This window comes from Polynucleobacter sp. AP-Ainpum-60-G11, from assembly GCF_018688375.1.
Classification (GTDB): Bacteria; Pseudomonadota; Gammaproteobacteria; order Burkholderiales; family Burkholderiaceae; genus Polynucleobacter.
In genome coordinates, this window is the sequence record NZ_CP061318.1 from 1,803,570 (window position 1) to 1,826,984 (window position 23,415).

Annotated in this window: 22 protein-coding genes; 11 read left to right on the forward strand and 11 right to left on the reverse strand. The window is 46.2% G+C overall.

What is annotated here, in order from left to right; translation table 11 throughout:
- Positions 1-80: 80 nt before the first annotated feature.
- Genes FD971_RS09340 through FD971_RS09360 form a run of 5 tightly spaced genes read left to right on the forward strand, consistent with a single transcriptional unit; the run spans position 81 to position 4,844 of the window.
- Complete coding sequence (locus tag FD971_RS09340; protein ID WP_251368725.1) at positions 81-605, forward strand: glutathione peroxidase; 525 nt, start codon at positions 81-83, stop codon at positions 603-605.
- Complete coding sequence (locus tag FD971_RS09345) at positions 605-1,993, forward strand: NAD(P)/FAD-dependent oxidoreductase (protein ID WP_215334035.1); 1,389 nt, start codon at positions 605-607, stop codon at positions 1,991-1,993. Before FD971_RS09340 ends, FD971_RS09345 begins: the two co-directional genes overlap by 1 nt.
- Positions 1,994-2,779, forward strand: a complete 786-nt coding sequence (locus FD971_RS09350; protein ID WP_215334036.1) for a DUF1365 domain-containing protein — start codon at positions 1,994-1,996, stop codon at positions 2,777-2,779.
- Positions 2,776-4,071: a cyclopropane-fatty-acyl-phospholipid synthase family protein gene (locus FD971_RS09355; protein ID WP_215334037.1), complete on the forward strand. Its 1,296-nt coding sequence runs from the start codon at positions 2,776-2,778 to the stop codon at positions 4,069-4,071. Before FD971_RS09350 ends, FD971_RS09355 begins: the two co-directional genes overlap by 4 nt.
- Positions 4,068-4,844 (forward strand): SDR family oxidoreductase, encoded by a 777-nt coding sequence (locus FD971_RS09360; protein WP_215334038.1) that lies wholly within the window; start codon positions 4,068-4,070, stop codon positions 4,842-4,844. Before FD971_RS09355 ends, FD971_RS09360 begins: the two co-directional genes overlap by 4 nt.
- Before the next feature lie 9 nt (positions 4,845-4,853).
- On the opposite strand, the gene FD971_RS09365 is transcribed toward FD971_RS09360, so the two are convergent.
- From FD971_RS09365 to argS, 3 genes are read right to left on the reverse strand one after another with little or no spacing between them, the layout of a single operon-like run.
- On the reverse strand, positions 4,854-5,516 hold the full coding sequence (locus tag FD971_RS09365) for a thiol:disulfide interchange protein DsbA/DsbL (protein WP_251368623.1): 663 nt from the start codon (positions 5,514-5,516) through the stop codon (positions 4,854-4,856).
- On the reverse strand, positions 5,513-6,127 hold the full coding sequence (locus tag FD971_RS09370) for an SPOR domain-containing protein (RefSeq protein WP_215334039.1): 615 nt from the start codon (positions 6,125-6,127) through the stop codon (positions 5,513-5,515). Before FD971_RS09370 ends, FD971_RS09365 begins: the two co-directional genes overlap by 4 nt.
- A 50-nt stretch (positions 6,128-6,177) precedes the next feature.
- Positions 6,178-7,905: an arginine--tRNA ligase gene (gene argS, locus FD971_RS09375; protein ID WP_215334040.1), complete on the reverse strand. Its 1,728-nt coding sequence runs from the start codon at positions 7,903-7,905 to the stop codon at positions 6,178-6,180.
- A gap of 35 nt (positions 7,906-7,940) precedes the next feature.
- On the opposite strand from argS, the gene FD971_RS09380 reads away from it, so the two are divergent.
- Complete coding sequence (locus FD971_RS09380; RefSeq protein WP_215334041.1) at positions 7,941-8,258, forward strand: DUF1840 domain-containing protein; 318 nt, start codon at positions 7,941-7,943, stop codon at positions 8,256-8,258.
- Positions 8,259-8,287: 29 nt separating this feature from the next.
- Here FD971_RS09380 and metH read toward each other — a convergent pair whose 3' ends face one another.
- Both metH and FD971_RS09390 read right to left on the reverse strand, forming a co-directional pair.
- Positions 8,288-11,035 (reverse strand): methionine synthase, encoded by a 2,748-nt coding sequence (gene metH, locus FD971_RS09385; protein WP_215334042.1) that lies wholly within the window; start codon positions 11,033-11,035, stop codon positions 8,288-8,290.
- The gene (locus FD971_RS09390) at positions 11,032-12,096 is read right to left on the reverse strand and encodes a homocysteine S-methyltransferase family protein (RefSeq protein ID WP_215334043.1); all 1,065 of its coding nucleotides are present in this window, start codon (positions 12,094-12,096) and stop codon (positions 11,032-11,034) included. Before FD971_RS09390 ends, metH begins: the two co-directional genes overlap by 4 nt.
- Before the next feature lie 78 nt (positions 12,097-12,174).
- On the opposite strand from FD971_RS09390, the gene FD971_RS09395 reads away from it, so the two are divergent.
- Positions 12,175-12,624, forward strand: a complete 450-nt coding sequence (locus tag FD971_RS09395; protein ID WP_215334044.1) for a PhaM family polyhydroxyalkanoate granule multifunctional regulatory protein — start codon at positions 12,175-12,177, stop codon at positions 12,622-12,624.
- Here the strand turns inward: FD971_RS09395 and FD971_RS09400 are convergent.
- Positions 12,536-13,621, reverse strand: a complete 1,086-nt coding sequence (locus tag FD971_RS09400; RefSeq protein ID WP_215334045.1) for an MBL fold metallo-hydrolase — start codon at positions 13,619-13,621, stop codon at positions 12,536-12,538. The two genes, FD971_RS09395 and FD971_RS09400, sit on opposite strands and share 89 nt — an antisense overlap.
- A 22-nt stretch (positions 13,622-13,643) precedes the next feature.
- Here FD971_RS09400 and FD971_RS09405 point away from each other — a divergent pair, with 22 nt between their 5' ends.
- Entirely contained in the window at positions 13,644-13,820 is a 177-nt protein-coding gene (locus FD971_RS09405) for a DUF1289 domain-containing protein (RefSeq protein WP_215334046.1), read from the forward strand.
- A gap of 7 nt (positions 13,821-13,827) precedes the next feature.
- Here FD971_RS09405 and FD971_RS09410 read toward each other — a convergent pair whose 3' ends face one another.
- On the reverse strand, positions 13,828-14,811 hold the full coding sequence (locus tag FD971_RS09410) for an MDR family oxidoreductase (RefSeq protein ID WP_215334047.1): 984 nt from the start codon (positions 14,809-14,811) through the stop codon (positions 13,828-13,830).
- An 87-nt stretch (positions 14,812-14,898) separates the two neighbouring features.
- Between FD971_RS09410 and FD971_RS09415 the strand changes: the two genes are divergently transcribed.
- Genes FD971_RS09415 through FD971_RS09425 form a run of 3 tightly spaced genes read left to right on the forward strand, consistent with a single transcriptional unit; the run spans position 14,899 to position 16,401 of the window.
- Positions 14,899-15,201: a hypothetical protein gene (locus FD971_RS09415; RefSeq protein WP_215334048.1), complete on the forward strand. Its 303-nt coding sequence runs from the start codon at positions 14,899-14,901 to the stop codon at positions 15,199-15,201.
- Between the two features lie 26 nt (positions 15,202-15,227).
- The gene (locus FD971_RS09420) at positions 15,228-15,716 is read left to right on the forward strand and encodes a flavin reductase family protein (protein ID WP_215334049.1); all 489 of its coding nucleotides are present in this window, start codon (positions 15,228-15,230) and stop codon (positions 15,714-15,716) included.
- Between the two features lie 22 nt (positions 15,717-15,738).
- Positions 15,739-16,401 carry a glutathione S-transferase family protein gene (locus FD971_RS09425; protein WP_251368624.1) on the forward strand — a complete coding sequence of 221 codons (663 nt, stop codon included), beginning with the start codon at positions 15,739-15,741 and terminating at the stop codon, positions 16,399-16,401.
- 91 nt (positions 16,402-16,492) lie between these two features.
- On the opposite strand, the gene FD971_RS09430 is transcribed toward FD971_RS09425, so the two are convergent.
- The 4 genes from FD971_RS09430 to FD971_RS09445 all read right to left on the reverse strand — a co-directional run bounded on the left by FD971_RS09430 (position 16,493) and on the right by FD971_RS09445 (position 23,389).
- On the reverse strand, positions 16,493-19,528 hold the full coding sequence (locus tag FD971_RS09430; protein ID WP_215334050.1) for an efflux RND transporter permease subunit: 3,036 nt from the start codon (positions 19,526-19,528) through the stop codon (positions 16,493-16,495).
- Between the two features lie 7 nt (positions 19,529-19,535).
- Positions 19,536-20,675 carry an efflux RND transporter periplasmic adaptor subunit gene (locus FD971_RS09435; protein WP_215335340.1) on the reverse strand — a complete coding sequence of 380 codons (1,140 nt, stop codon included), beginning with the start codon at positions 20,673-20,675 and terminating at the stop codon, positions 19,536-19,538.
- 169 nt (positions 20,676-20,844) lie between these two features.
- The gene (locus FD971_RS09440) at positions 20,845-22,392 is read right to left on the reverse strand and encodes an efflux transporter outer membrane subunit (protein WP_251368625.1); all 1,548 of its coding nucleotides are present in this window, start codon (positions 22,390-22,392) and stop codon (positions 20,845-20,847) included.
- A 121-nt stretch (positions 22,393-22,513) separates the two neighbouring features.
- On the reverse strand, positions 22,514-23,389 hold the full coding sequence (locus FD971_RS09445) for a pirin family protein (RefSeq protein ID WP_215334051.1): 876 nt from the start codon (positions 23,387-23,389) through the stop codon (positions 22,514-22,516).
- Between the last annotated feature and the right edge of the window lie 26 nt (positions 23,390-23,415).

Genomic DNA, 23,415 nt, shown 5'->3' on the forward strand with positions numbered 1-23,415 from the left:
CATCTCAGTCCCACTCAAGGTTCAAAATGATTCGCAATATACCGAGCTACTTACTAGCGCTACTTTTGCTACTGCCGGTAATGCCATTCGCCAATGCAGCTCCTCCAGCTGCAGCCGGCTGCAGCCCCCTCCTATCCCACACCTTCCCTAGATTGCAGGATGAGGCGCCTCAAAACCTCTGTCAATACCAAGGCAAGGTCATTCTGGTCGTTAATACAGCCAGTTTTTGTGGTTTCACTAGCCAATACGAAGGCCTGGAAAAGTTATATGCCAAGTACAAGGATCGTGGTTTAGTTGTATTAGGGTTTCCATCTAATGACTTTGGACAGCAAGAACCCGGCAGCAACAAAGATATTGCCGACTTCTGTAAAAATACCTATGACGTAAAGTTCCCGATGTTTGCCAAGAGCTCAGTTAGCGGCAGCAATCCCAATCCTTTATTTAAAATGTTAATTGCCAAAACCGGGACAACTCCCAAATGGAACTTTTACAAATACCTTATTGATCGCAACGGCAATGTAGTAGATGCATTTGGCAGCATGACTAAACCAACGAGTAGCAGTATTACTGGCGATATAGAGAAACTTCTTGGAGAGAAAATTTAGTGGGTAAGAAAAAAGTTGCCATTATTGGAGCCGGTATATCCGGCTTAGGTTGTGCCTATGCATTAAGACAGCACCCAGATTTAGAAATTACTATATTCGAAGGCGGGAACCATATTGGAGGTCACAGCAATACAGTTGATCTCACCCTAGAAACTACCGATGGAAAAGTGACTCATGGAGTCGATACTGGATTTTTAGTATTTAACCGTAAAACCTACCCTCGCCTAGTCCGTCTTTTTGAAGAAATTCAAGTTCCAATTGCACCCTCAGAAATGTCTTTTTCTGTATCGATCGATGCAGGTGAAAAAACAGGTTCCAGCAAAAAGATTGAGTGGGCCGGCAATGATCTCAATTCTTTCTTCGGCCAGAGATCTAATATATTCTCGCCATCATTTTGGAGAATGGCTTATGACATCTTGCGCTTCAATCGTCTCGCCACTCGACTGGCAGAGGAGCAAATTACTTCAAAGCTTGAATATTCAGAGCCCGATGAGAGAATCAAAGACTTTTTAGATCGCAATCGTTTCAGCTCTAGCTTTAGAGAAAATTATTTTCTACCAATGATCGGTGCCATTTGGTCATGCTCCGTTGAGCAAATGCTAGAGTTCCCAATTCAGACTATGGTTCGCTTTTGTCACAACCACGGCCTTTTACAAATTCAAAATCGACCACAGTGGCTTACAGTTAAGGGCGGCTCACGAGAATACGTAAGGCTGCTAGTGGCCAACTTGGAGAAGCATCAAGTCCAATTTGTGCGTGAACCGGTTTCTCGTGTGAATGCGAGTAAAGCCGAAAAATCTCCGGTTGAAGTAATTACCGCCTCAGGATCCCACCAGTTTGATGAAGTGGTAATGGCATGTCATAGTGATCAAACCCTAGATTTAGTTCATGGTATTGGCCAAGATGCCCGTAATATTTTGGCCTCAGTTCCATATCAAAAAAATCGTGCAATTTTGCATACTGATGTGAATTTTTTACCAACCACTGAACGCTGTTGGGCGGCCTGGAACTACACGGCAAAATCTGGCGCAACGCCGACCGCGCAACAACATGTTAGCGTCAATTATTTAATCAATCGCTTACAGCCTCTGCCTGAAGCATTCAAAAACACCCAGATTATTGTGAGCTTAAATCCACTGACTGATCCTAGTCCAGACTTGATACATGAAGAAATTCATTACTCACATCCAGTCTTTGATATGCGCGCAGTGCAGGCACAGAAAGAACTGCCTTTAATTCAGGGTAATTCTTCAATTTGGTATTGCGGTGCATGGACTGGCTTTGGTTTTCATGAAGATGGGCTGCGTTCGGGTGAATTGGTGGCGCTGGATCTTATGGAAAGCATCTTTCATCGCGCAAAATCAAGCTCCATTAAAGATGTTCAGTAAATGAATTTACCAACGATTAATTTCGGAGCGGTGAAGCATCGGCGTTTTCGTCCCGCTAAGAATGCGTTTGGCTATGGCGTTTTTACTTTATCCATCCCAATGCGTGCGCGCAAGGGTAATCCAAACTTACTGAGCAAGCATAGCCTCAGAGATAACCAGTTTGGAATGTTTTCATTCTTCGATCAAGATCATGGATTAGGAACTCAAGATAGCCTCTCCTGGATCGAGAAGATTCTTGCTGAAAATTATATTCAAAATGTTGATGGTGAAATTTGGCTACAGACATTCCCGCGAGTACTCGGCTACGTTTTTAATCCTGTCAGTTTTTGGATTTGTACCCAAGCCAATGGTCAAGTTCAAGCTGTATTAGCCGAAGTGAATAATACCTTTGGCGAACGTCATTGCTACTTACTCCATCATGACTCTGGTAAAGCCTTGCGGTCTGGAGAGACTCTGGTGAGCAAGAAGGTATTTCATGTTTCACCTTTCTGTGATGTACGCGGGGAGTACCATTTCCGTTTTTTATTCCCACAAGATAGTCTTTCAAAACGCAATCTTGTTTGTCGGATTGAGCTCCACGAAGATGGCGCCCCATTGATAAACACCAGCATTAGTGGCTTGTCTCAACCACTGAGTAAAAGTGCCCTGTACCTCGCTTTTCTGCGCTACCCCCTTATGAGTCTAGGAGTAATTGGTCGGATTCACTGGCAAGCATTGAAATTATGGTTAAAAGGTGTACCCTTTCATTCAAAGCCTAAACCTCCAGAACTAGAAATTACTCGATGAATCGCCCCGGTCAATCCTTGCTGTCTCGACTTACATTCTCCCGACCGGAGAAGCGAGAATCTAAACAGCAACAATATCGTGCAAGCACGCAAACCTTATTAGGGCTTTTGGCGAAATTGCGCGGCGGTCATTTAGTGCTCACACTCCCAAATAATGAAGTCAGAGAGTTTGGTAACCGTGTCGACCAACTGCATGCCGAAATTCAAGTGCTAGATTGGTCCGTATTTAAACAAGTGTTATCTCACGGTGATATTGGCTTTGCTGAAAGTTACATAAGAGGTGAATGGAATACGCCGGACCTCAAGGCAGTTCTGGAGCTGGCCATTCGGAATCGCACACTCCTCGAAAAAGCGATCTATGGGAGCTGGTTGGGCTCGCTGGCGTATCGCTTAAGACATTGGTTTAGAGATAACTCCAAATCCGGAAGTCGTAAAAATATTCACGCGCACTATGACCTAGGAAACGCCTTCTATGCCCTGTGGTTAGATCCCACCATGAGCTATTCAAGCGCCTGGTTCTCTGAGGGTGACAAGCAATCACTAATGGATGCGCAACGCGCCAAGATCCAACGTATTCTGAACTCAATCCATGCCAAATCAGGCGACCAACTCCTCGAGATTGGTTGTGGTTGGGGTGGCTTTATGGAGGAGGCTCTACGAAACGGCAATCAGGTTACTGGCCTGACTTTATCGACTGAGCAAAAAACCTTTGCGGACAGTAGACTTCAAAAGGTCGCAGCAGAGGCAAAAAATGAGCAGAAATTTGAGGTGCGTCTGCAAGACTATCGCGACTGCGCAAAACAATTTGATGGCATTGCCTCCATTGAAATGTTTGAAGCGGTTGGCGAGAACCATTGGGGTGAATACTTCCAAACAGTTGCGAAGCGACTCAAAGCGGGTGGCCGAGCCTGCATCCAAACTATTGTCATTGCAGAAGATCTGTTTGAGCGCTATCGTCACAGCACCGACTTTATTCAACAATACGTTTTCCCCGGAGGTATGCTGCCATCACCAAGTAAATTCAAGGCTGCTGCAGCTAATGCTGGTTTAGAGATTGAGGCAGAGTTTGCCTTTGGTGATGACTATGCCAAAACCTTATGCCTATGGCGCGATAGCTTTAATCAGAAGATTGAAGAGATTTATCGTCTTGGTTTTGATGAGGCCTTCATTCGGCTCTGGAATTTCTATCTCATGTATTGCGCTGCTGGATTTTCAGAAAAGAATATTGATGTCGTGCAATACACCCTTAAGCACTCAAATGTCATTCACTCAAACGACGCCTTACGCCCATGAAACAAAAAGGAATTGATTCATTTGTAAATCAACGGGTATGGATCATTGGTGCTTCCAGCGGAATTGGTGAAGCCTGTACACAAGCTTTTATCAAGGCTGGTGCAAAAGTCGCCCTTTCTAGTCGTCGCGCTGAGAAGCTTGATGCCATTGCTCAATCTGCACAGTCAGGGCAATTCTTAGTGCTGCCACTGGATGTCACCCAGCAAGATCAACTCAGCTCAGCCTATCAAAGCATTTCAGATAGCTGGGGAGGCTTAGATCTACTGCTATTCGTTTCGGGCGTATACACCCCCTTACGCGCTGATAATTTTGACTTTGGCATTGCGCATAAAACAATTGACGCCAATCTGCTTGGCCCAATGCGGGCAGTCAGCCTTGTTTTGCCGAATATGCTCAAAGAACATGCTGGTCATATTGCTATCGTAGGTAGCGTAGCTGGATACAGCGGATTACCAAAGGCGCTAGCCTATGGGCCGAGCAAAGCTGGAATTATTAATTTTTGTGAAACCCTGTATTACGACTTACTGCCTCAGGGTGTGAGCGTGCACATGATTTCACCAGGGTTTGTGGCAACAGAAGCGACAGCACAAAATGATTTTGAGATGCCCGCCCTCATCACTGCCGACGAAGCTGCAAAAGAAATTTTGGCAGGTATTCAGGCTGGTGAATTTGATATTCACTTTCCTAAGCGGTTTTCAGGGTTCTTAAAATTCCTCAGAATCCTGCCTTACCCACTTTACTTCTGGATCGTTCGACGCTTCGTCAAAATCTAAGACCCTAAATTACTTGTACTTATCCTTGCGGATTTTTTGTTCTAAGTAGTCCATCACCGCAATCGCCTTAGCTTTGGTTCCAGCGATCGATGGTGAAGTCACATAGCGACCCTGCATCACAATGGTTGGAACGCCATCGATGCGATAAGCATCTGCCATCTGTCTTGCGGCACGGGCTTTAGATACAACAGCAAATGAACGATAGGTGGCCAAGAAAGTATTGCGATCAATCCCTTGGGATGCAACCCAATCCGCAATCTCATTTTCTGTCATGAGGCGCTTATTCTCTTTGTGCATGGCATACATGACTTTGTCATTCATCGCTTCGCCCTTGCCCATGGCCTCTAAGGCATAGAACAGTTGGCTGTGCGGCATGAAGTCATCACGGAAAGCAACCGGCACTTTGCGGAATGTCACATCCTTTGGTTGACGCTTTAGCCACGCATTGAGCTCTGGCTCAAAGTCATAGCAATGTGGGCATCCGTACCAAAAAAACTCGATGACCTCGACCTTACCTTTAACTTCAACTGGCTGAGGTGTTGGCAGAATACGATAATCAAATCCCTCTTCAATCTTAGGGCTTTGCGCAGCAAGCAAGCCTGAAAAAGAAAATGCCAAGCCAACAATTGCAGCAGATAAAAAGGCTCTCTTAGACTTAGATAATGTCATCATGATTTGCTAGATTTAATAACGCTTGGTTTAATGCCCATGCCATTTAACTTATCTCGCACGGGGGTGCTTTCTTCAACACTGTTGTAGGGGCCTACACGAACACGCCACAGCGTATTGCCCTCACTCGTGATCTCACTTAATTGAGACTGAATACCCTGAATGGCCAAATTTGCTTTTTGAGCATCTGCGTCAGCACGTTTATTGAAGGCGCCTACTTGTAAGAAATAAATAGCATCGGATTTTGCTGTAGGGACTGGGGCTGCATCTACTGGCTTTTTGCCATTAACCAAATCAGCAATTGGGTCTAGCGCACTAGCGGCAGGCGCTGTCGACTTGCCATGCAGCGGTTTGTTCAGGTCTAGAGCCTCCGCTGGAGCAGCGGCTTCACCTTCGGTGGGTGTTGGTCCTGGTTTAATTGTTAACGGGAGATTGGGTGCTCTGACTCCAGGACGCTCTTGAGGTGTGTTTTTAGAAAGATAGAAAGCAATCACAAAAGCAACGCCTAGACCAACACCAAGCCCTAAGATAAAGCCAAGAATAGTACCGCCATACTCTGGACTCGAAGACTGTGTCTTTGAATCCAAGCTGTCGTATTGATTGTTATTTTTCATCGTGTCCCCATCCTTCTTTTTACTGCTTAAGCGCTGACAAGTAAAACAACTTACATCTTAGCGGGTGCTGAAACACCTAATACCTTTAATCCATTTTCAAGCACTTGGCGTGTTGCTGAGAGTAATGCTAAACGAGCCAATTTCAATGCAGGGTCATCTACTAAAACACGATCTGCATTATAGAAAGTATGGAAGTCTCCGGCTAAATCACGCAAGTAGAAAGCTAAAGCATGTGGGGCTAAGTCTGCTGCTGCATCTGTAAGCATTTCTGGATACTCAGCTAAACGACGCAATAGATGATCAGATGCCTTGCTTTGCAATAAGGAAAGATCTGCATCCTTCAGATCGGAAACTTGTCCGCCCCATTGAGTCAAGATTGAGCAAATACGAGCATGGGCATATTGCACGTAGAACACGGGGTTCTCATCATTCTGCTGTAAGGCTAAATCAATATCAAATACAAATTCGGTATCGGCTTTACGAGAGATCAGGAAGAAACGCACAGCATCGCGTCCGCGCTGAAGCGCTAACTCGCGCTCATCAGCAGTCATCTCTGACGTAATACCACCAGACCACTCAACCAAATCACGCACAGTCACATAAGAGCCTGCACGTTTAGAAATTTTGACTTCTTCGCCATGACGCATCACCGTCACCATCTTGTGCAATACATAGTCAGGATAGGTTTTTGGAATATCCCAACCGCGCTTCTGTGCTACGCCTTGCAAGCCTGAGCGTACACGGGCGATCGTGCCATGGTGATCACTGCCTTGGACGTTGATTACCTTTTGAAAGCCGCGATTCCATTTGCTGGTGTGATAGGCAACATCAGGAACAAAATAGGTGAAGCTGCCATCAGACTTACGCATGACACGATCTTTATCGTCACCATCATCCGTTGTCTTCAGCCAAAGCGCACCTTCAGATTCATAAGTTTTGCCAATGCTTTGTAACTCCTCAACAATTTTGGCAACACTACCATCGGTGTACAAAGAAGACTCTAAGTAGTAGCAATCAAACTTCACGCCAAATGTTTTTAAATCGATGTCTTGTTCATTACGTAAATACGCAACGGCAAATTGACGAATGGCTTCAAGATCATCCTGATATTCAGGAGAAGCCTTGAACGTAGTCGCAATCTCAGCAATATACTCGCCGTTATAAGCGCTCTCTGGCCAAGTGGCATCACCTGGTTTGAGGCCATTTAATCGAGCCTGTACTGAGAGCGCTAAGTTTGCAATCTGCACCCCAGCATCGTTGTAATAAAACTCGCGGTGAACCTTGATGCCCTGAGTCGCCAATAAGTTTGCCAAGGCATCGCCAAGTGCTGCTTGACGACCATGACCAACATGCAGTGGGCCAGTGGGATTAGCGGAAACAAACTCAATCATGGCACTGGAGACCGGGGCTGCTTCTGCAGCTAGCTGACCAAACTGGGCTCCCGCATTGAGAACCTCTTGAACCACTGCGGTTTTGGCGGTATTACTTAGACGAAAATTAATAAATCCAGGGCCCGCGATTTCGCATGAAGCAATGAGGTCGCCATAGCCAGGCTGTTGCTCCAGACGCTCAACCAGCGCCTGCGCTAATTCTCTAGGATTTAGCTTCCAAGCCTTAGAAAGTTGGAGGGCAATATTGCAAGCAACATCACCATGGTCTACCGCTTTAGGGCGCTCCAAGCGAGGTGCAGACGTCTCACCCAAACCACGCTCCTGAGCCAGACCCTGAAGGGCTGCGCTCAACATTGCAATTAAACGATTTTTATTAGTTAACAACATAGATAAGTGAGTTTATCAGGTGGTAAGCTATCGAAATGATCTATCAATTTCGCTCCAAGGCGGGTCCTGACGTCATCATGCTGGCTGATTTGACCCAGCGAATTTTCGATATTCTGGGTCGGCCATTAGAGCCCAGAGGGATTTTGACGGTTGAGCAACTACCAGCCCTCATCATCGCCCTAGAAACCGCCATTCTGAAAGACTTGGAAGATCGAGCTAAGAGCAATACAGCAGATCAAGAAAATACTGAAAAACCAAAGCTTGCCGATAGACTGGGGCAGCGTGCCTACCCCTTCTTAGAGCTTATGAAGCAGGCCAGAGCCAAAGATGAACCCGTGATGTGGGGCGTTTAAAGCCACTGCCCCAATCAGATAGACCCAGATTAGTCGATTGAACTCGCCAGCTGACGGCGGATATCTTCAACGGACTCATTACGGCGCTTAGCAAGATCCTCAATCTGGTCCGTTGATAACTTACCCACATTGAAGTAACGGGCATCCGGATGAGCCAAATAAAACCCGCTCACACTGGAAGCAGGGTTCATGGCCATCGATTCGGTTAAAGTCATGCCAATATCTTCAGAGCCAATAACGCGCAATAAATCTTTTTTCACTTCATGTGCAGGGCAAGCTGGGTAACCTGGCGCTGGACGGATGCCGCGGTATTCCTCATTGATCATTTGATCATTCGTCAAGATCTCATCAGTTGCGTAACCCCACAGATCAGTACGAACGCGGTGATGCATTAACTCTGCAAATGCCTCTGCCAGACGATCAGCTAAGGATTGCAACATGATTGCACTGTAGTCATCATGCTTTGCATGAAACTCAGCGACTTTTTTCTCAACACCATGACCTGTCGTCACAGCAAAGCAGCCGAGATAATCAGCAACCTTAGAATCTTTTGGCGCCACATAATCTGCCAAACAACGATTCGGTCGACGAACGCCATCCACTATAGGACGCTCAGACTGCTGACGTAAGTTGTGCCAAACAAATACTGGATGTTCACGAGATTCATCGCTATATAAAACGATGTCATCGCCTATGGTATTTGCTGGATAGAAGGCCACTATAGCGTCGGCTTGTAACCACTGACCTTTGATCAACTTATCCAATAGCGCTTGGCCATCTTCAAATACCTTGCGCGCCTCTACACCAACGATCTCATCATCCAAGATTGCTGGGAACTTACCAGCCAAGTCCCAAGTCTGGAAGAATGGTGTCCAATCAATGTATTTAGCAATATCGTTTAAAGAGAAATTCTTGAAAACACGGCGCCCAATAAACTTAGGCTTCTCAGGCACATAACTAGACCAATCAATCAGCTCGCGATTCTTGCGGGCAGCTTCTAATGAAATTGTTGGGGACGCTTTTTTATTGGCATGCTGCTCACGAATGCGCACATAGTCATCGCGCAGATCTTGAATAAACTTTTTAGCACTTTCATCTGATAACAAACTGGATGCTACCGATACAGAGCGAGAAGCATCAGGTACATAGACTACGGGGCCATCGTAATGCGGTGCAATCTTCACTGCAGTATGCACACGAGAGGTGGTAGCGCCACCAATCATTAATGGAATTTGACGCTCACGGAAATAGTCATCACGCTGCATCTCTTGGGCAACGTAGGTCATTTCTTCCAAGGATGGCGTAATCAATCCAGATAGGCCAACAATATCTGCTTTTTCTTCTTTAGCGCGCTTCAGAATTTCTGCACAAGGTACCATCACACCCATATTGGCAACTTCAAAGTTATTACATTGCAGCACTACCGTCACAATGTTTTTGCCAATATCGTGCACGTCACCTTTAACAGTGGCCATCACAATTTTGCCTTTAGCTTTAGCTTCACCGCCAGCTGCAATATGTAAGCGCTTCTCTTCTTCAATGTAAGGAATCAGAATCGCTACCGCTTGCTTCATCACACGCGCACTCTTAACCACTTGAGGCAAGAACATCTTACCGGCGCCAAACAAATCGCCAACGACATTCATTCCATCCATCAGTGGGCCTTCAATGACCTCAATTGGACGACCGCCCGCACCCATAATTTGTGCACGTAGCTCTTCGGTATCTTCCTCAATAAAGGTAGTAATGCCATGTACTAAAGCATGGGTTAAACGTTCACGCACAGGAGCTTCACGCCACACCAAATTTTCAACTTGCTTTGAGCCACCGCCCTTAAATTGGTCGGCAATATCCAATAAGCGCTCAGTTGGTGTTTTGCCATCTTTTTCTTTAAAGCGGTTGAGCACAACATCTTCAACACGCTCACGCAATTCCGGATCTAAGTCTGCGTAGACACCAAGCTGGCCAGCATTAACAATGCCCATATCCATACCTGCCTGAATCGCGTGATACAGGAATACCGTATGAATGGCTTCACGCACGCGATCATTACCGCGGAAAGAGAAGCTGACATTAGAGACGCCGCCACTCACTTTCGCGCCTGGCAGATTTTCTTTAATCCAGCGGGTCGCATTAATGAAATCTACTGCATAGTTATCATGCTCTTCAATACCAGTAGCAATAGCAAAGATATTCGGATCAAAAATAATGTCTTCTGCAGGAAAACCAATCTCGTTAACCAGAATTTGATAACAGCGCTGGCAGATTTCCGTCTTGCGCTTAAAAGTATCTGCTTGACCCACTTCGTCAAAGGCCATCACTACAGAAGCAGCACCATAACGACGGATCAAGCGCGCTTGTTTTCTGAAGGGCTCTTCACCCTCTTTAAGAGAGATCGAGTTAACAATCGACTTACCTTGAATACATTTCAGACCCGCCTCAATCACACTCCATTTTGAAGAGTCGATCATGATAGGCACACGGGCAATGTCTGGTTCTGAAGCAATTAAATTTAGGAAGCGCGTCATCGCCGCTTCAGAATCCAACATCGCTTCGTCCATATTGATGTCAATGACTTGAGCGCCATTCTCAACTTGCTGTCTTGCAACTACCAAGGCTTCATCAAATTGATTATTCAAAATCATGCGCGCAAAAGCTTTGGAACCCGTAACGTTAGTACGCTCACCAATATTCACAAAACCCACTTCAGGTGTGACATTAAAAGGTTCTAAGCCCGAGAGCTTCATTGGCGGCATTGTTTTTGCAGTCTTACTCATGCTGATGCCTCCGCGCTCTCGCGATAGAATGCACGCGGCTTACGCTTGGCAACCGCATTAGCAATCGCACGAATATGGTCTGGCGTCGTTCCACAGCAGCCACCTACGAGATTGACTAAGCCATCTTTTGCAAAGCCATCGACAAGGCTGGATGTAATTTCTGGGGTCTCATCAAAGCCAGTGTCACTCATTGGGTTAGGTAAGCCTGCATTGGGATAACAAGATACAGCGGCATCGCAAATGCGCGCAAGCTCAGCAATGTAGGGGCGCATTAGTGCAGCACCTAAGGCGCAGTTCAAGCCAAAAGTTAATGGCTTAATGTGGCGCAAGCTGTTCCAAAAGGCTTCCACCGTTTGACCCGACAAGATACGACCAGAAGCGTCGGTGACTGTTCCCGAAATCATCACCGGCAAACGCTCACCGGTTTCCTCAAAGAATTCATCTAAGGCGAACAATGCAGCTTTGGCATTGAGCGTATCGAAAATAGTTTCCACTAAAAATAAATCGACGCCACCTTCAAAGAGGCCTTCAATCTGCTCACGATAAGAAGCTCGTAATGCATCAAATGTCACATTGCGTGCACCCGGATCATTTACATCCGGAGAAATACTGGCTGTCTTTGGAGTAGGTCCAATTGCGCCTGCTGCAAAACGTGGTTTGTCTGGCGTAGAGTATTTTTCACAAGCAGCGCGCGCTAGTTGAGCAGAGACGATGTTCATCTCCCGTGCCAAGCCCGCCATTTTGTAATCTTCTTGCGCAACAGAAGTGGCGCCAAAAGTATTGGTCTCAATAATGTCTGCACCCGCATCCAAATACTGCTCATGAATCCTGCTAATGATTTGAGGCTGAGTGAGAACGAGGAGTTCGTTATTTCCCTTAATGTCACCAGGGTGGGCCTCAAAACGCTTGCTGGCAGGTAATCCACGGTAATCCGCCTCATTGAGCTTGTATTGCTGAATCATGGTGCCCATTGCGCCATCCAAAATCAGAATGCGCTGCTTCAGTAGCTCAGGTAGTACCTGACCACGGGTGTAAGGCTGGGATAAACCATTAGATTGCATTGCTTAACCGGGATTAATCTCTAGAATCTCTTATTGTATTGGCATTAAGCCACTTTTATCTGACCCGGAGCTCGCCCTATGTTTGGAACTATCCCTGAATTCAATCAAAGTCTTGAAATGATGAAAACCATGTGGGGCCAAGGGGCAGGTGGATCGACGCCAGGGCAATTCCCCTTCACTACAGACGCCTCGAAAGCTGCCGGGGGTTTCGGCTCAGCATTCCCAGGACTGGATACCGATGAGCTAGAAAAGCGCATCAAGGACCTCAAAAGCGTTGAAAACTGGCTTAACCTCAACCTCAATATCCTGAAGTCCACCATTCAAGGTCTTGAAGTGCAACATGCCACCATGATGGCCCTCAAATCCTTTGGGGATGCCGTTTCAGCAACTGCTGCTGCCGCTACTGGCGGATCTACTGAAGAGTCCGGAACAAAGGCTTCTAAACCACGCAAAACCGCAACACGCCGTCATCGCAAAGCTGGCGACTCAACTTTCCTCGACGAAGTAGGTAATTCAGATGAGCAATAGCCTCACCCATAGCAAATGTCATTTGGTGAATATCTAATTCACGCCTAAATAAAACCGGCACTATCTCACGAGCAGTTGCCGGTTTTTTACAGGCTCCAAGTGTTTCTGCCAAGCGCTCATCGTGATGCGCTTTTAACTGATCAATCCGTGGTTTCATTCCTGTAAATGGCTTGCCATGCGATGGCAGTACGAGAGTGTCATCGGGTAGCGGTAGATATCGATCCAGAGAACTCAGATATAAACCTAAAGGATCTGCATCGGGCTCTGCATCGTAGACGCTGACATTCGTAGAAATGCGCGGCAACAACATATCTCCAGAAATTAATATGCCAAGATCTTTACAAAATAGCGAGGCATGCTCGGGCGCATGACCAAATCCCATAATTACTTGCCACTCATGTCCACCAATCAAAATCATTTCGCCATCGATGATGCGACGATATTGTCTGGGTACACCGGGAACCATATTGCTGTAGTAATTAGAGCGCGCTCGGATTTTTTCTAAATCTTCTGCTGCAACTAGTCCATGCTTCTGAAAATGGTCTGCAGAACCGCCACCGCCAGCACGTGCACCAACTGCAGCACCGCCCTCTTTGTGACTCAGCCATTGCGCAGTTAAATAATCCGTCATTGAAATCCACAGGGGTGCATTCCATTTTTCACAAAGCCATTGAGAGAGTCCCACGTGATCTGGATGCATGTGAGTCACGATCACCCTGAGCACCGGCAAGTCCTCTAGCTGAGTAGCAAAGATCTGATCCCAAGCTGCTTTTGTCTCATCATTCGCAATACCGCAATCCACGATGGTCCAGCCCTGAACGCCTTCAAACTCATCACGTAGCAGCCACAGATTGATGTGGTCTAAAGCAAACGGCAGGCGCATCCGCAACCAACGCACGCCAGGCGCGACTTCCATTGAGCTACCGACTTCCGGTAAAGCATCGGCTAAGGGATAATGAATAGAACTAAGATCGTTGGCTTGGTTTTTGGTATTCATCTATTTCTATTCTAGGTTTACTTTGACAACAGTTCCATCACCTTGCATCAACTGGTGCGACATCAACCCTGAAAATGGTTTTTGTCGTGGCTGCTATCGTACGCTATCGGAGATTGCTGACTGGTCTGAACTTTCTAACTCTGACAAGCTTGAGGTGTGGGCAAAACTGGAAACACGCAAACCTCAAGCACCACAGTAAGCATTGCTTATTGATTGACATCCACAATTAAGCGGCCGCGCACATTACCCGCCATCAGCTCTGCCGCATATTTAATGGAATCTTCTAAAGTAATTTCGTGAGAAATCTCCTCTAAAGTTTTGAGATCAACTAACTTACTCAATTGTTCATAAGCGGCAATACGTTTTGCTTTTGGCACTGTCACGCTATTGATGCCATATAAAGTTACACCACGCAAAATGAATGGCGCAACTGTCGATGGAAAATCCATTCCCTGGGCTAAGCCACAAGCAGCAACTGCGCCATCACTCTTAGTTTGCGCGCAGGCATTTGCCAAAGTATGACTGCCAACGCTATCGACTACTGCCGCCCAACGCTCTTTAGCTAAAGGCTTGCCGGGAGCCGAAAGTGCAGCACGATCAATCACCTCGCTTGCGCCCAATTTCTTCAAATAATCAGCTTCAGACATGCGTCCGGTGCTAGCAACAACCGTAAATCCCAATTTGCTCAGAAGAGTAATAGCAAAGCTACCCACTCCACCCGCAGCCCCAGTTACCAATACCTCGCCATCGCTTGGCTTCAAGCCATGCTTTTGCAAAGCCATCACGCACAGCATTGCTGTGTAGCCAGCAGTGCCAATTGCTAAGGCTTGCTTAGCGGTAAATCCCTTTGGCAAGGGAATGAGCCATTCTGACTTCACGCGCGCTTGTTGCGCTAGTCCGCCCCAATGACCTTCACCAACGCCCCAACCATTCAGTAGCACCATATCGCCAACCTTAAATTCTGGGCTAGCACTCTCCAAGACCTCCCCCGCAAAATCAATTCCAGGAACCATAGGAAAGCTGCGCACCACTGGACCCTTGCCAGTAATTGCTAAACCATCTTTGTAATTCAGTGTGGAATAGTGCACCTTGACCCTGACATCGCCTTCGGGCAGGCTAGTCTCATCGACCTGAGAAAGCTCAGCTCGATAACCTTGATCATCTTTATTTACCAAAATAGCCTTAAACATGTCTCTTCCTTTTAAATGCGCTGCATTCTCCACAGCAAATACGTAATGGGTTTATCCTAACGAGCATTGCTGATTATGGAGGTTTCCATGAAAAAAATTCTACTATTAACTACGATTTCTGGCTTAGCGCTAGTCGGATGCTCCTCAAGCCAAATTAATATGTCTATGGGCAATATGCGCCTCATCACCTCCAGCGCAGCACCGCAAGACGTCATGAATTTTGCCAATGCAGCCTGTAAGAATGATTTTTATCAGGGCGCCAGCTTCCTTTCAAAGGCAGGCAAGGAATATCGCTTTAAATGCGTTAAAGCAGAAGAAAATGAAATCCTGACCCCGATTCCAGGCACAACGCTTTCCGCCGATACCTCTGCGCAAACTGCATCAAAGTAAACAAACAACTCAATAAGTAAAGCAAGATGACCCCATTTACCTCCCAAGAACTCCGCAAAGGCTTTTCCTCCTTTGCCACTGGGGTCACAGTCATTACCTGCTTAGATGCGGGCCAGAATGCTCACGGCATTACCATCAGCTCCTTCAATACTGTTTCACTGGAGCCGCCACTCATTTTGTGGAGCCTTAAAAAGCATTCACGCTTAATGCCTAATTTTGAAGTTGGTCACAAACAGTTAATTCATGTCTTGGAGCGCTCACAAGAAGCAATGGCAATGCATTTCGCTACGGTCAAAGAAAATCAGTTTGTCAGCGTTCCGCACAAAATTGCAGCAAGTGGCCTCACGCAAATTGAGGGATGCTGCGCTTACTTTGAATGTGAAACTGTGTCAGTTCATACTGGTGGCGATCACAATATCATCGTTGCTAAAGTACTCAACCTAAAGCACACCCCAGAAAGTCACCCGCTCATATTTGCACACAGCAAATTTATGGGCTTAGATTCATCACTTTAAAAATACCAAAATAGGAATTCTCATGATGCGATTATGGGGAAGAACAAGTTCTATCAATGTGCAAAAGGTCTTGTGGTGCCTTGCAGAGCTGGGACTTCAGGAAGGTAAAGATTTTGAGCGTATTGATGCTGGCCTTCATTTTGGAATAAATCGTACCCCTGAATTCCTAGCGCTTAACCCAAATGGCCTTGTACCTACGCTACAAGATGGCGATCTTGTACTCTGGGAATCTAATACTATTTTGCGATATCTGGTTCGTCAGTACGATAAGTTGATGCGCTTTCCTGTTGATACTACAAGTCAGTACCAGTCTGAGAAGTGGATGGATTGGCAACTAGGCACTATGTGGCCACCATTACGCGTTGCATTCCTAGGACTTACTCGCATTCCAGAAGCAGATCGTGACTATGCGTTAATTAAGAGTTCATATCAAGAGGCTGATGCATTGCTAGGATTACTTGATCAGACCTTAGAAAAACATGTTTACTGCTCTGGCGAGCAATTCAGTGTCGGAGATATTCCCTTAGCGCTGTGTGTAAGTCGATGGCTCCTTTTAGAACAAACCTTCCCCGATAAAACAGGGCCTCGATCGCAATTAAGCAATATTGATAGGTGGATGAGGCAGATTGAATTAGAGACTAAATACAAAGTCGTGGCACAAAAAGAGCTTAATATTGTGAAGTAAACCAGAGAAACTTAGATTCTCTGAATCTACAAGCACAAGTAAAAAGGGTGAACCAAGTTCACCCTTTTTGTTTAATCATTTGCAGAATACATTACTGTTGCTTAAATTTCTTCTGATGGTGATCGGTGCCGATAAACAAGTACATGGCCGGCACTACAAAAAGTGTAAACAAGGTGCCAATTGATAAACCAGTAAAGATCACAATCCCCATCGATTGACGACCAGCCGCACCTGCACCAGAGGCAATCACGAGAGGCACCACGCCCAGCACCATCGCTGCAGTTGTCATCAAAATCGGACGCAAACGGACGCTACTAGCTTCTACGATGGCATCTAATTTACTGCGGCCAGCTTCTTGCAACTCATTGGCAAATTCCACAATCAAAATTCCGTGCTTACTAATTAAACCCATTAAGGTCACAAGACCAACTTGGGTATAGACATTCAAAGTGGTGAAGCCCAAATTAATAAAGATCAATGCGCCAAATAAAGCGAGTGGTACTGAAACCAAAATGACGATTGGGTCGCGGAAACTTTCAAACTGTGCAGCTAAGACTAAGAACACGATCAAGATCGCAAAGAACATGGTCACTAAGAAACCACCTGACTCTGCCATGAACTGGCGAGATGGCCCAGCGTAATCCATGGTGTAACCATTAGGCGCCACCTCTTTTAAAGTTTGACGCATGAACTCGAGCAAATCCGCCTGAGAAATAAATGGTGTACTCACACCAGAGATGGTTGCCGAATTTAACTGCTGAAAGTGATTAATCGATTGCGGCACCACTTTTTGCTTAATCGTCGCAATTGTCCGCGCCTGAATCATCTGTCCACTAGGGGTGCGTATGTAGTAATCCAAGATCTGATCTGGATTTAAACGATCTACTTGTTTCACTTGTGGAATCACTCGATAAGAGCGGCCCGCAACAGAGAAGTAATTCACATAACCACCACCTAAAGCAGCAGATAGAGCACTACCCACTTGCTGCTGCGTCATACCCAGTGCAGCTACTTTTTCTCGATCGATTTCTAATACATCTTGCGGCTTGTCAATCTTCAAGTCGGAGTCCACGAAGAAGAAGTTACCACTGCGGCGTGCTTTATCCAAGACTGCCTGAGATACTTCGTTGAGCTGCTCGTAAGACTCAGTGGTGTTAATGACTACCTGAACCGGCAAGCCCTGCGCTCCAGGCAAAGCTGGAAACTGGAAGGCTGCTACGCGAGCACCGGCGATCGTATTCCACTTACTCTGCATATCTTCTTGGAACTTCGTAGCATTACGACTGCGCTGATCCCAATCTTTGAGCAATACACCACCAAAACTACTGGTTGGACTGGTGATCTGGAACATCTGTTCGTATTCAGGCTCTGCTGCTGATATTTGATAAATCTGATCAGCGTAAGTCTGCATCTGATTAACTGTACTGTTCGGTGGACCTGAAGCCTGCATCAACACGATACCCTGGTCTTCTGTTGGCGCTAATTCAGCGCGGGCAGTGGCGTACAGATAAGCTACCCCGCCTAATAAAATCACACCCATCACAATAATGACCTGCCATGTACTCAAGAGATCGCGCAAAGTAGTTTGATAACTATGGTGTACTTTTTCAAAAATACGATCAATCTTTTGTACAAAAGAAGAAGCCTCTTGTTCTTCGGTAAAGATACGAGAGCACATCATTGGCGAAAGCGTTAACGCAATCAAGCCCGATACCGCGACCGCACTAGCCAAAGTAAAAGCAAACTCGGTAAACAACGCGCCCGTTAAACCACCTTGAAAGCCAATCGGAATATATACCGCGATCAACACAATGGTCATCGCCAAAATAGGGCCACCCAACTCGCGCGCCGCAATTAAAGAGGCTTCTAAAGGCGACTTGCCTTCCTTCATATGGCGATCAACGTTCTCAACCACAATAATGGCATCGTCAACTACTAAACCAATCGCCAAAACTAATGCAAGCAGTGTCAGCAAATTAATCGAGTAACCCAAAATCTGCATTAAGAAGAATGTGCCAATTAAAGAGAGTGGCATCGCAATCACAGGTACGGCAACCGCGCGTGCACTTCCTAAGAAGAGATAGATCACCACCGTCACAATCAATAGCGCCTCTAGGAGAGTTGCGACCACCTCATCGATCGAAGTCGTTATGAACTTGGTCGAGTCATAAACCACCTTGCCTGACATACCAGTGGGTAACTGCTTCTGAATATCTGGAACGGCTGCACGAACACGCTCAGCAACATCAAGCAAGTTCGCTTGGGGCGCTACCTTAATGGCAATAAATACTGATTTCTTGCCGCTAAAGGCAACATTGGTGTTGTAGTCTTCGGAGCCCATGCTCACTGTGGCTACTTGATCCAAATACACAATATTAATGCCATCTTTTTTGACAACCAATTTGCGGAACTCATCAAGGGTATGCAGATCTGTACCGGCCACCAAGTCCACGGCAACCATGTCACCTTTGGTGCTACCTACTGCTGATAAGTAATTATTTGCGGCCATGGCGCTATAAACATCATCCGCGCCCACACCAAGACCAGCCATCTTCTCGCGATCGAGCCAAGCGCGTAGAGCAAATTTTCTACCACCAGTGATTTCAGCGTTTTGAACTCCATCTACAGCATCTAGTTTTGGCTTTACTACCCGCAACAAGTAATCGGTAATGGCGTTGTTCGGAATGTCATCGCTATAAAAGCCCATATACATCGCCGCAGTGGACTGTCCAATCTGTACATTCAGTACGGGCTGCTGAGCTTGTGGTGGGAGTTGATTCTTGACCGAGCTTATTTGCGTCTGGATTTGCGTCAATGCCGCATTGGAGTCATAGTTCAGCTTCAGGGTGGCAGTAATTGTCGAGAGACCACTTACGCTCATTGATGACAAATAGTCAATCCCTTGAGACTGAGCAATTGCCGTTTCTAATGGCTGCGTAATAAATCCGGCAATCGTTTCTGGATCAGCACCATAGTAAGCAGTCGTAATCGTCACAAGCGCATTTTGCGTTTGTGGATACTGATTGACAGGCAAGGAACCAACAGCCTTCAAACCAAATACCAAGACCAGTGCGCTCACCACCAGTGAGAGCACTGGTCTACGAATAAATATGTCAGTCCAGTTCATCTAGGACTTATTCCTGTGGCTTTGGATTTGAGGAATTCGAAGGCAACACTTTGTTATTCACAATCAGCGGAGTTCCATTCTTCAGCTTGAGCTGGCCACTAGTAACCACCGTGACACCCTCGTCTATCCCCTTGAGAATTGCCACCTGATCACCACGCGTTGGTCCTGTTGTCACAAAGACTTGCTGAGCCTCAAGAGCAGGCTTACCCTGCTTATCTTTTTTACCAGTTGGCTTAGCAATAAAGACTGTTGAGCCATACGGGTTATAGGTCACAGCAGTTTGTGGCAGAGTGAGCATCTTCATCTCACTACCCAACTTAATATTCACATTGGCAAACATGCCCGGCAAAATCTTCTTATCCGGATTAGCCAACTGAGCTTCAACCTGAATATTGCGGGTATTTGTATCCACCTTAGGACTAACAGCAGTAACCTTACCTGTAAAGCTCGCATCTTTGAAAGCGTCCGTGGTCACCACAATTTCTTGCCCAACCTGAATCTGCTCAGCATTACTTTGCGGAAGATTGAAATCTACAAAAATAGGATCTAGGGTTTGCAGGGTGAGCAACTTATCACCAGGATTAACAAACTGGCCAGGGTTGATCATCACGATACCGACACGACCACTAAAGGGAGCCTTTAAATTCTTCTTAGCGACTAAGGCTGTTTGTTGCTCTACCTGAGCCTGCTTGGAAGCAGCATCAGCTTTACTGGTATCAAAGACATTCTTACTAATAGCCTGAATTTCTAACTGCTGCCTATCGCGCTCATTAATCACCTTAGCTAAGTCCGCCATGGCTTGCAATGATTTCAGCTGAGCTACATCAGATGCGTCGTTTAACTTAATCAGCAACTCGCCCTCTTTCACATCCATACCGGACTTGATGGGCACAGTTAGAACTAGTCCACCAATTTCAGTGCTGAGCTCTACACCTCTAAATGCCCGCACATTACCAACGCTAGATAACTTGGGCTGCCATGCTGTTGTTTCCACTACCATCGTAGAAACTGTTGCAGGCGGCAATCCCATACCTGCAATGAAATGTTTGATCATGAATGTTTTGAGTTGATTAAACCCAAAGATCAAACCGAGCAATAAAAATACACCGCATAACATGATGGTCATGCGTCGACCCAATGGGGTCATAGACTGTAGCTTGGCATTAGCCTTGCTTCGCAAGAATCGTTCACGCAAACGAAGCCATACACCTTTTGCTTTTTCCCACAAGGCAATAAGTCTCTCGCGAAGCTTCCACTCAACTACCTTCGCATGCATCCAAGCCCACAAGGCAAGGGCTGCTGCAGTCGCTTTGGTTTTAATTGTTTCCAGAAGTTTCATTTTGATCTTTGTTCGCTATGGCTTTTGGTTGAAAGGCTGGACCGGTGCGATTCCACCAGCCGCCGCCTAGTGCTGCAAATAATGCTGCTGTGTCTGAGAATCGGGTTGCTTGTGCAGAAACTGATTTGACTTTAGCAATTTGATATTGATTTTGATAATAGAGAACGGCCAAGTAACTTGCAGTACCCAGCTTGTATTGCTGCTGTACTAACTCTAAAGTTTCATAAGCGTAGCGCTCAGCATCAGATGCAGATTTCAATGCTTGAGCGCCAGTCTCTAAGGCGCGCAAAGAATCAGCCACCTCTTGAAATGCCTTGAGTACGGTCGCTTGATATTGGAAAACGGCTTGCTCGTAATTGGCTATAGCACCGCGGCGTTGAGCCAATAACTGACCACCTTGAAAGAGTGGCTGAAAGATACCCCCAGCCACTGACCATAAAGCGGCATTAGGTCCAAACAGTGCGCTACTAGTGAGGGCCGCAGAACCAACGGCGCCCGTAATATTAAATTGTGGCAATAGGTTGGCAGTAGCTACGCCCACCAATGCATTAGTTGCCTTGAGCTGCGCCTCTGCAGCACGCACATCTGGACGCTGGCGTACTAGGCTAGATGGCACAGACAGCGGTAACTTTTCTGGCAAATGGAGGGACTTCAAATCGAATTTAGTAATGTTGGCATTACTAGGTAGCTCGCCAACCAAGACCGCCAACTGATTACGAGCAAAAGATAGATTGCGCTCATAAGTAAATAAATCGACTTGTGAGTTAGACACCAAAGTTCTTTGTGAAGTCACGTCCACTTTAGAGACGGTTCCGATGGCTAATTGCTTTTCGGTCACCTCAGCTAGATTGGTTTGTGCCTTCAGAATTTCTTCTGTTGCCTGCATCTGCGCACGCAAAGCAGCCTCACGGACTGCACTAGTCACAATATTCGCTGTTAAGGAAAGGTATGCTCCTTCCAACTGAAACTGCGCAATCTCTGCCTGCGCTCTCGCACCTTCAACTGCGCGACGGGCACCACCAAAAACATCAAGCTTGTAGGTGACGTTTACAGAAGCGTTGTACAGGTTGTAGGTATCAGAGCCATAAGGCAAGCCATAAATAGAAGAAGGTTGTAACTGGCGAGTCGCGCCGCCATTTAAACCAATTGCAGGGAAGTACTGCCCACCAATTTGTACGCTGACATTTTCTTGGCTCGCACGCAGAGCAGCATCAGCTGCACCTAAATTGGGGTTTTGCTGCAACGCTCTTTTGATCAATACATCAAGTTCTGGAGATTTAAATAACTCCCACCACTGAGCCTCAATATCAGCGCCTTCAATAAACTCTTGATCGGTTCCACCCGGCACTCCAGGTGCAGTAGCTAATTTCTTAGAGAGCGTTGACTCGGTATATGAAGAGGTATTGGGCGCATCTGGCTGCTTAAAGTCTGGTCCTACCGCGCATGCAGAGAGAAGCCCCGCAGATAACAAGGGAAGGTAACGCAAAATAAAGAACTCTTTTGAACCAAACATGTACTGTGACAAATATCCTCTTCTACAGCAGATATTTGAACACACTTTTCTAATCCAGTCTGTGTAACACCTTGATTTGAATAATAAATTTTGTACACAACTAAAAATAGAAGTCAAACGGAATTTTTCCAATTCATGCAGATTCTGAATGGGTAATTTTTCCAAAGCTGCCACTATTGAAATCTTGCATTGCCTGAGCAATCTCTTCCTTGGTGTTCATGACAAATGGGCCATATCCAACAATAGATTCATTAATGGGTTCGCCACTCAGCAATAAGGCAATTGAGTCCTCCAGCACATTCACTTGAATATCTCGACCTTGATTGCCAAACATCAACATCTGCGCATCTTTTGCCACCACGCCATCAGCTGCCTCAATGGCACCCTTGAGTATGACAAGAGAAGCGTTCCACCCTTCTGGCACAGGAATAGTGATTTCACCCTTTTTCAGTTTTAGATCAATCACCTGGAGCGGGGTAAATGTATGTGCTGGCCCGGTATGGCCCTCAAACTCCCCAGCGATGATGCGCGCTTGCCCCGCGCCATTCTTCAAATTAATCGCAGGAATCTCTTTATCCAGAATGGCTTGGTAGCCTGGCTTGGTCATTTTGAGTTTTGCTGGGAGATTTACCCATAACTGCACCATATTTAGAGTTCCGCCTTTTTTGGCAAAGCCTTCAGAATGAAACTCCTCATGCAAAATGCCAGAGCCAGCGGTCATCCACTGGACATCACCAGGACCAATCACACCACCCTGGCCTGTTGAATCTTTATGAGCCACCTCGCCTTCGTAAACGATGGTGACCGTTTCAAAACCACGATGCGGATGTGAGCCGACACCCTTACGCTCAGTTGTCGGGAGAAATTCTGCTGGACCTGCGTAGTCCAGCATCAAGAATGGGCTCATTTGCCTGCCCAGGTCTTGATAGAAGAATAAGGTGCGAACAGGAAAACCATCGCCCACCCAGTGACCTCGATCATTGCCTCGCAAACCAATGAGTTTTTTCATGATTCTCCCGATTACTTTCGGATATA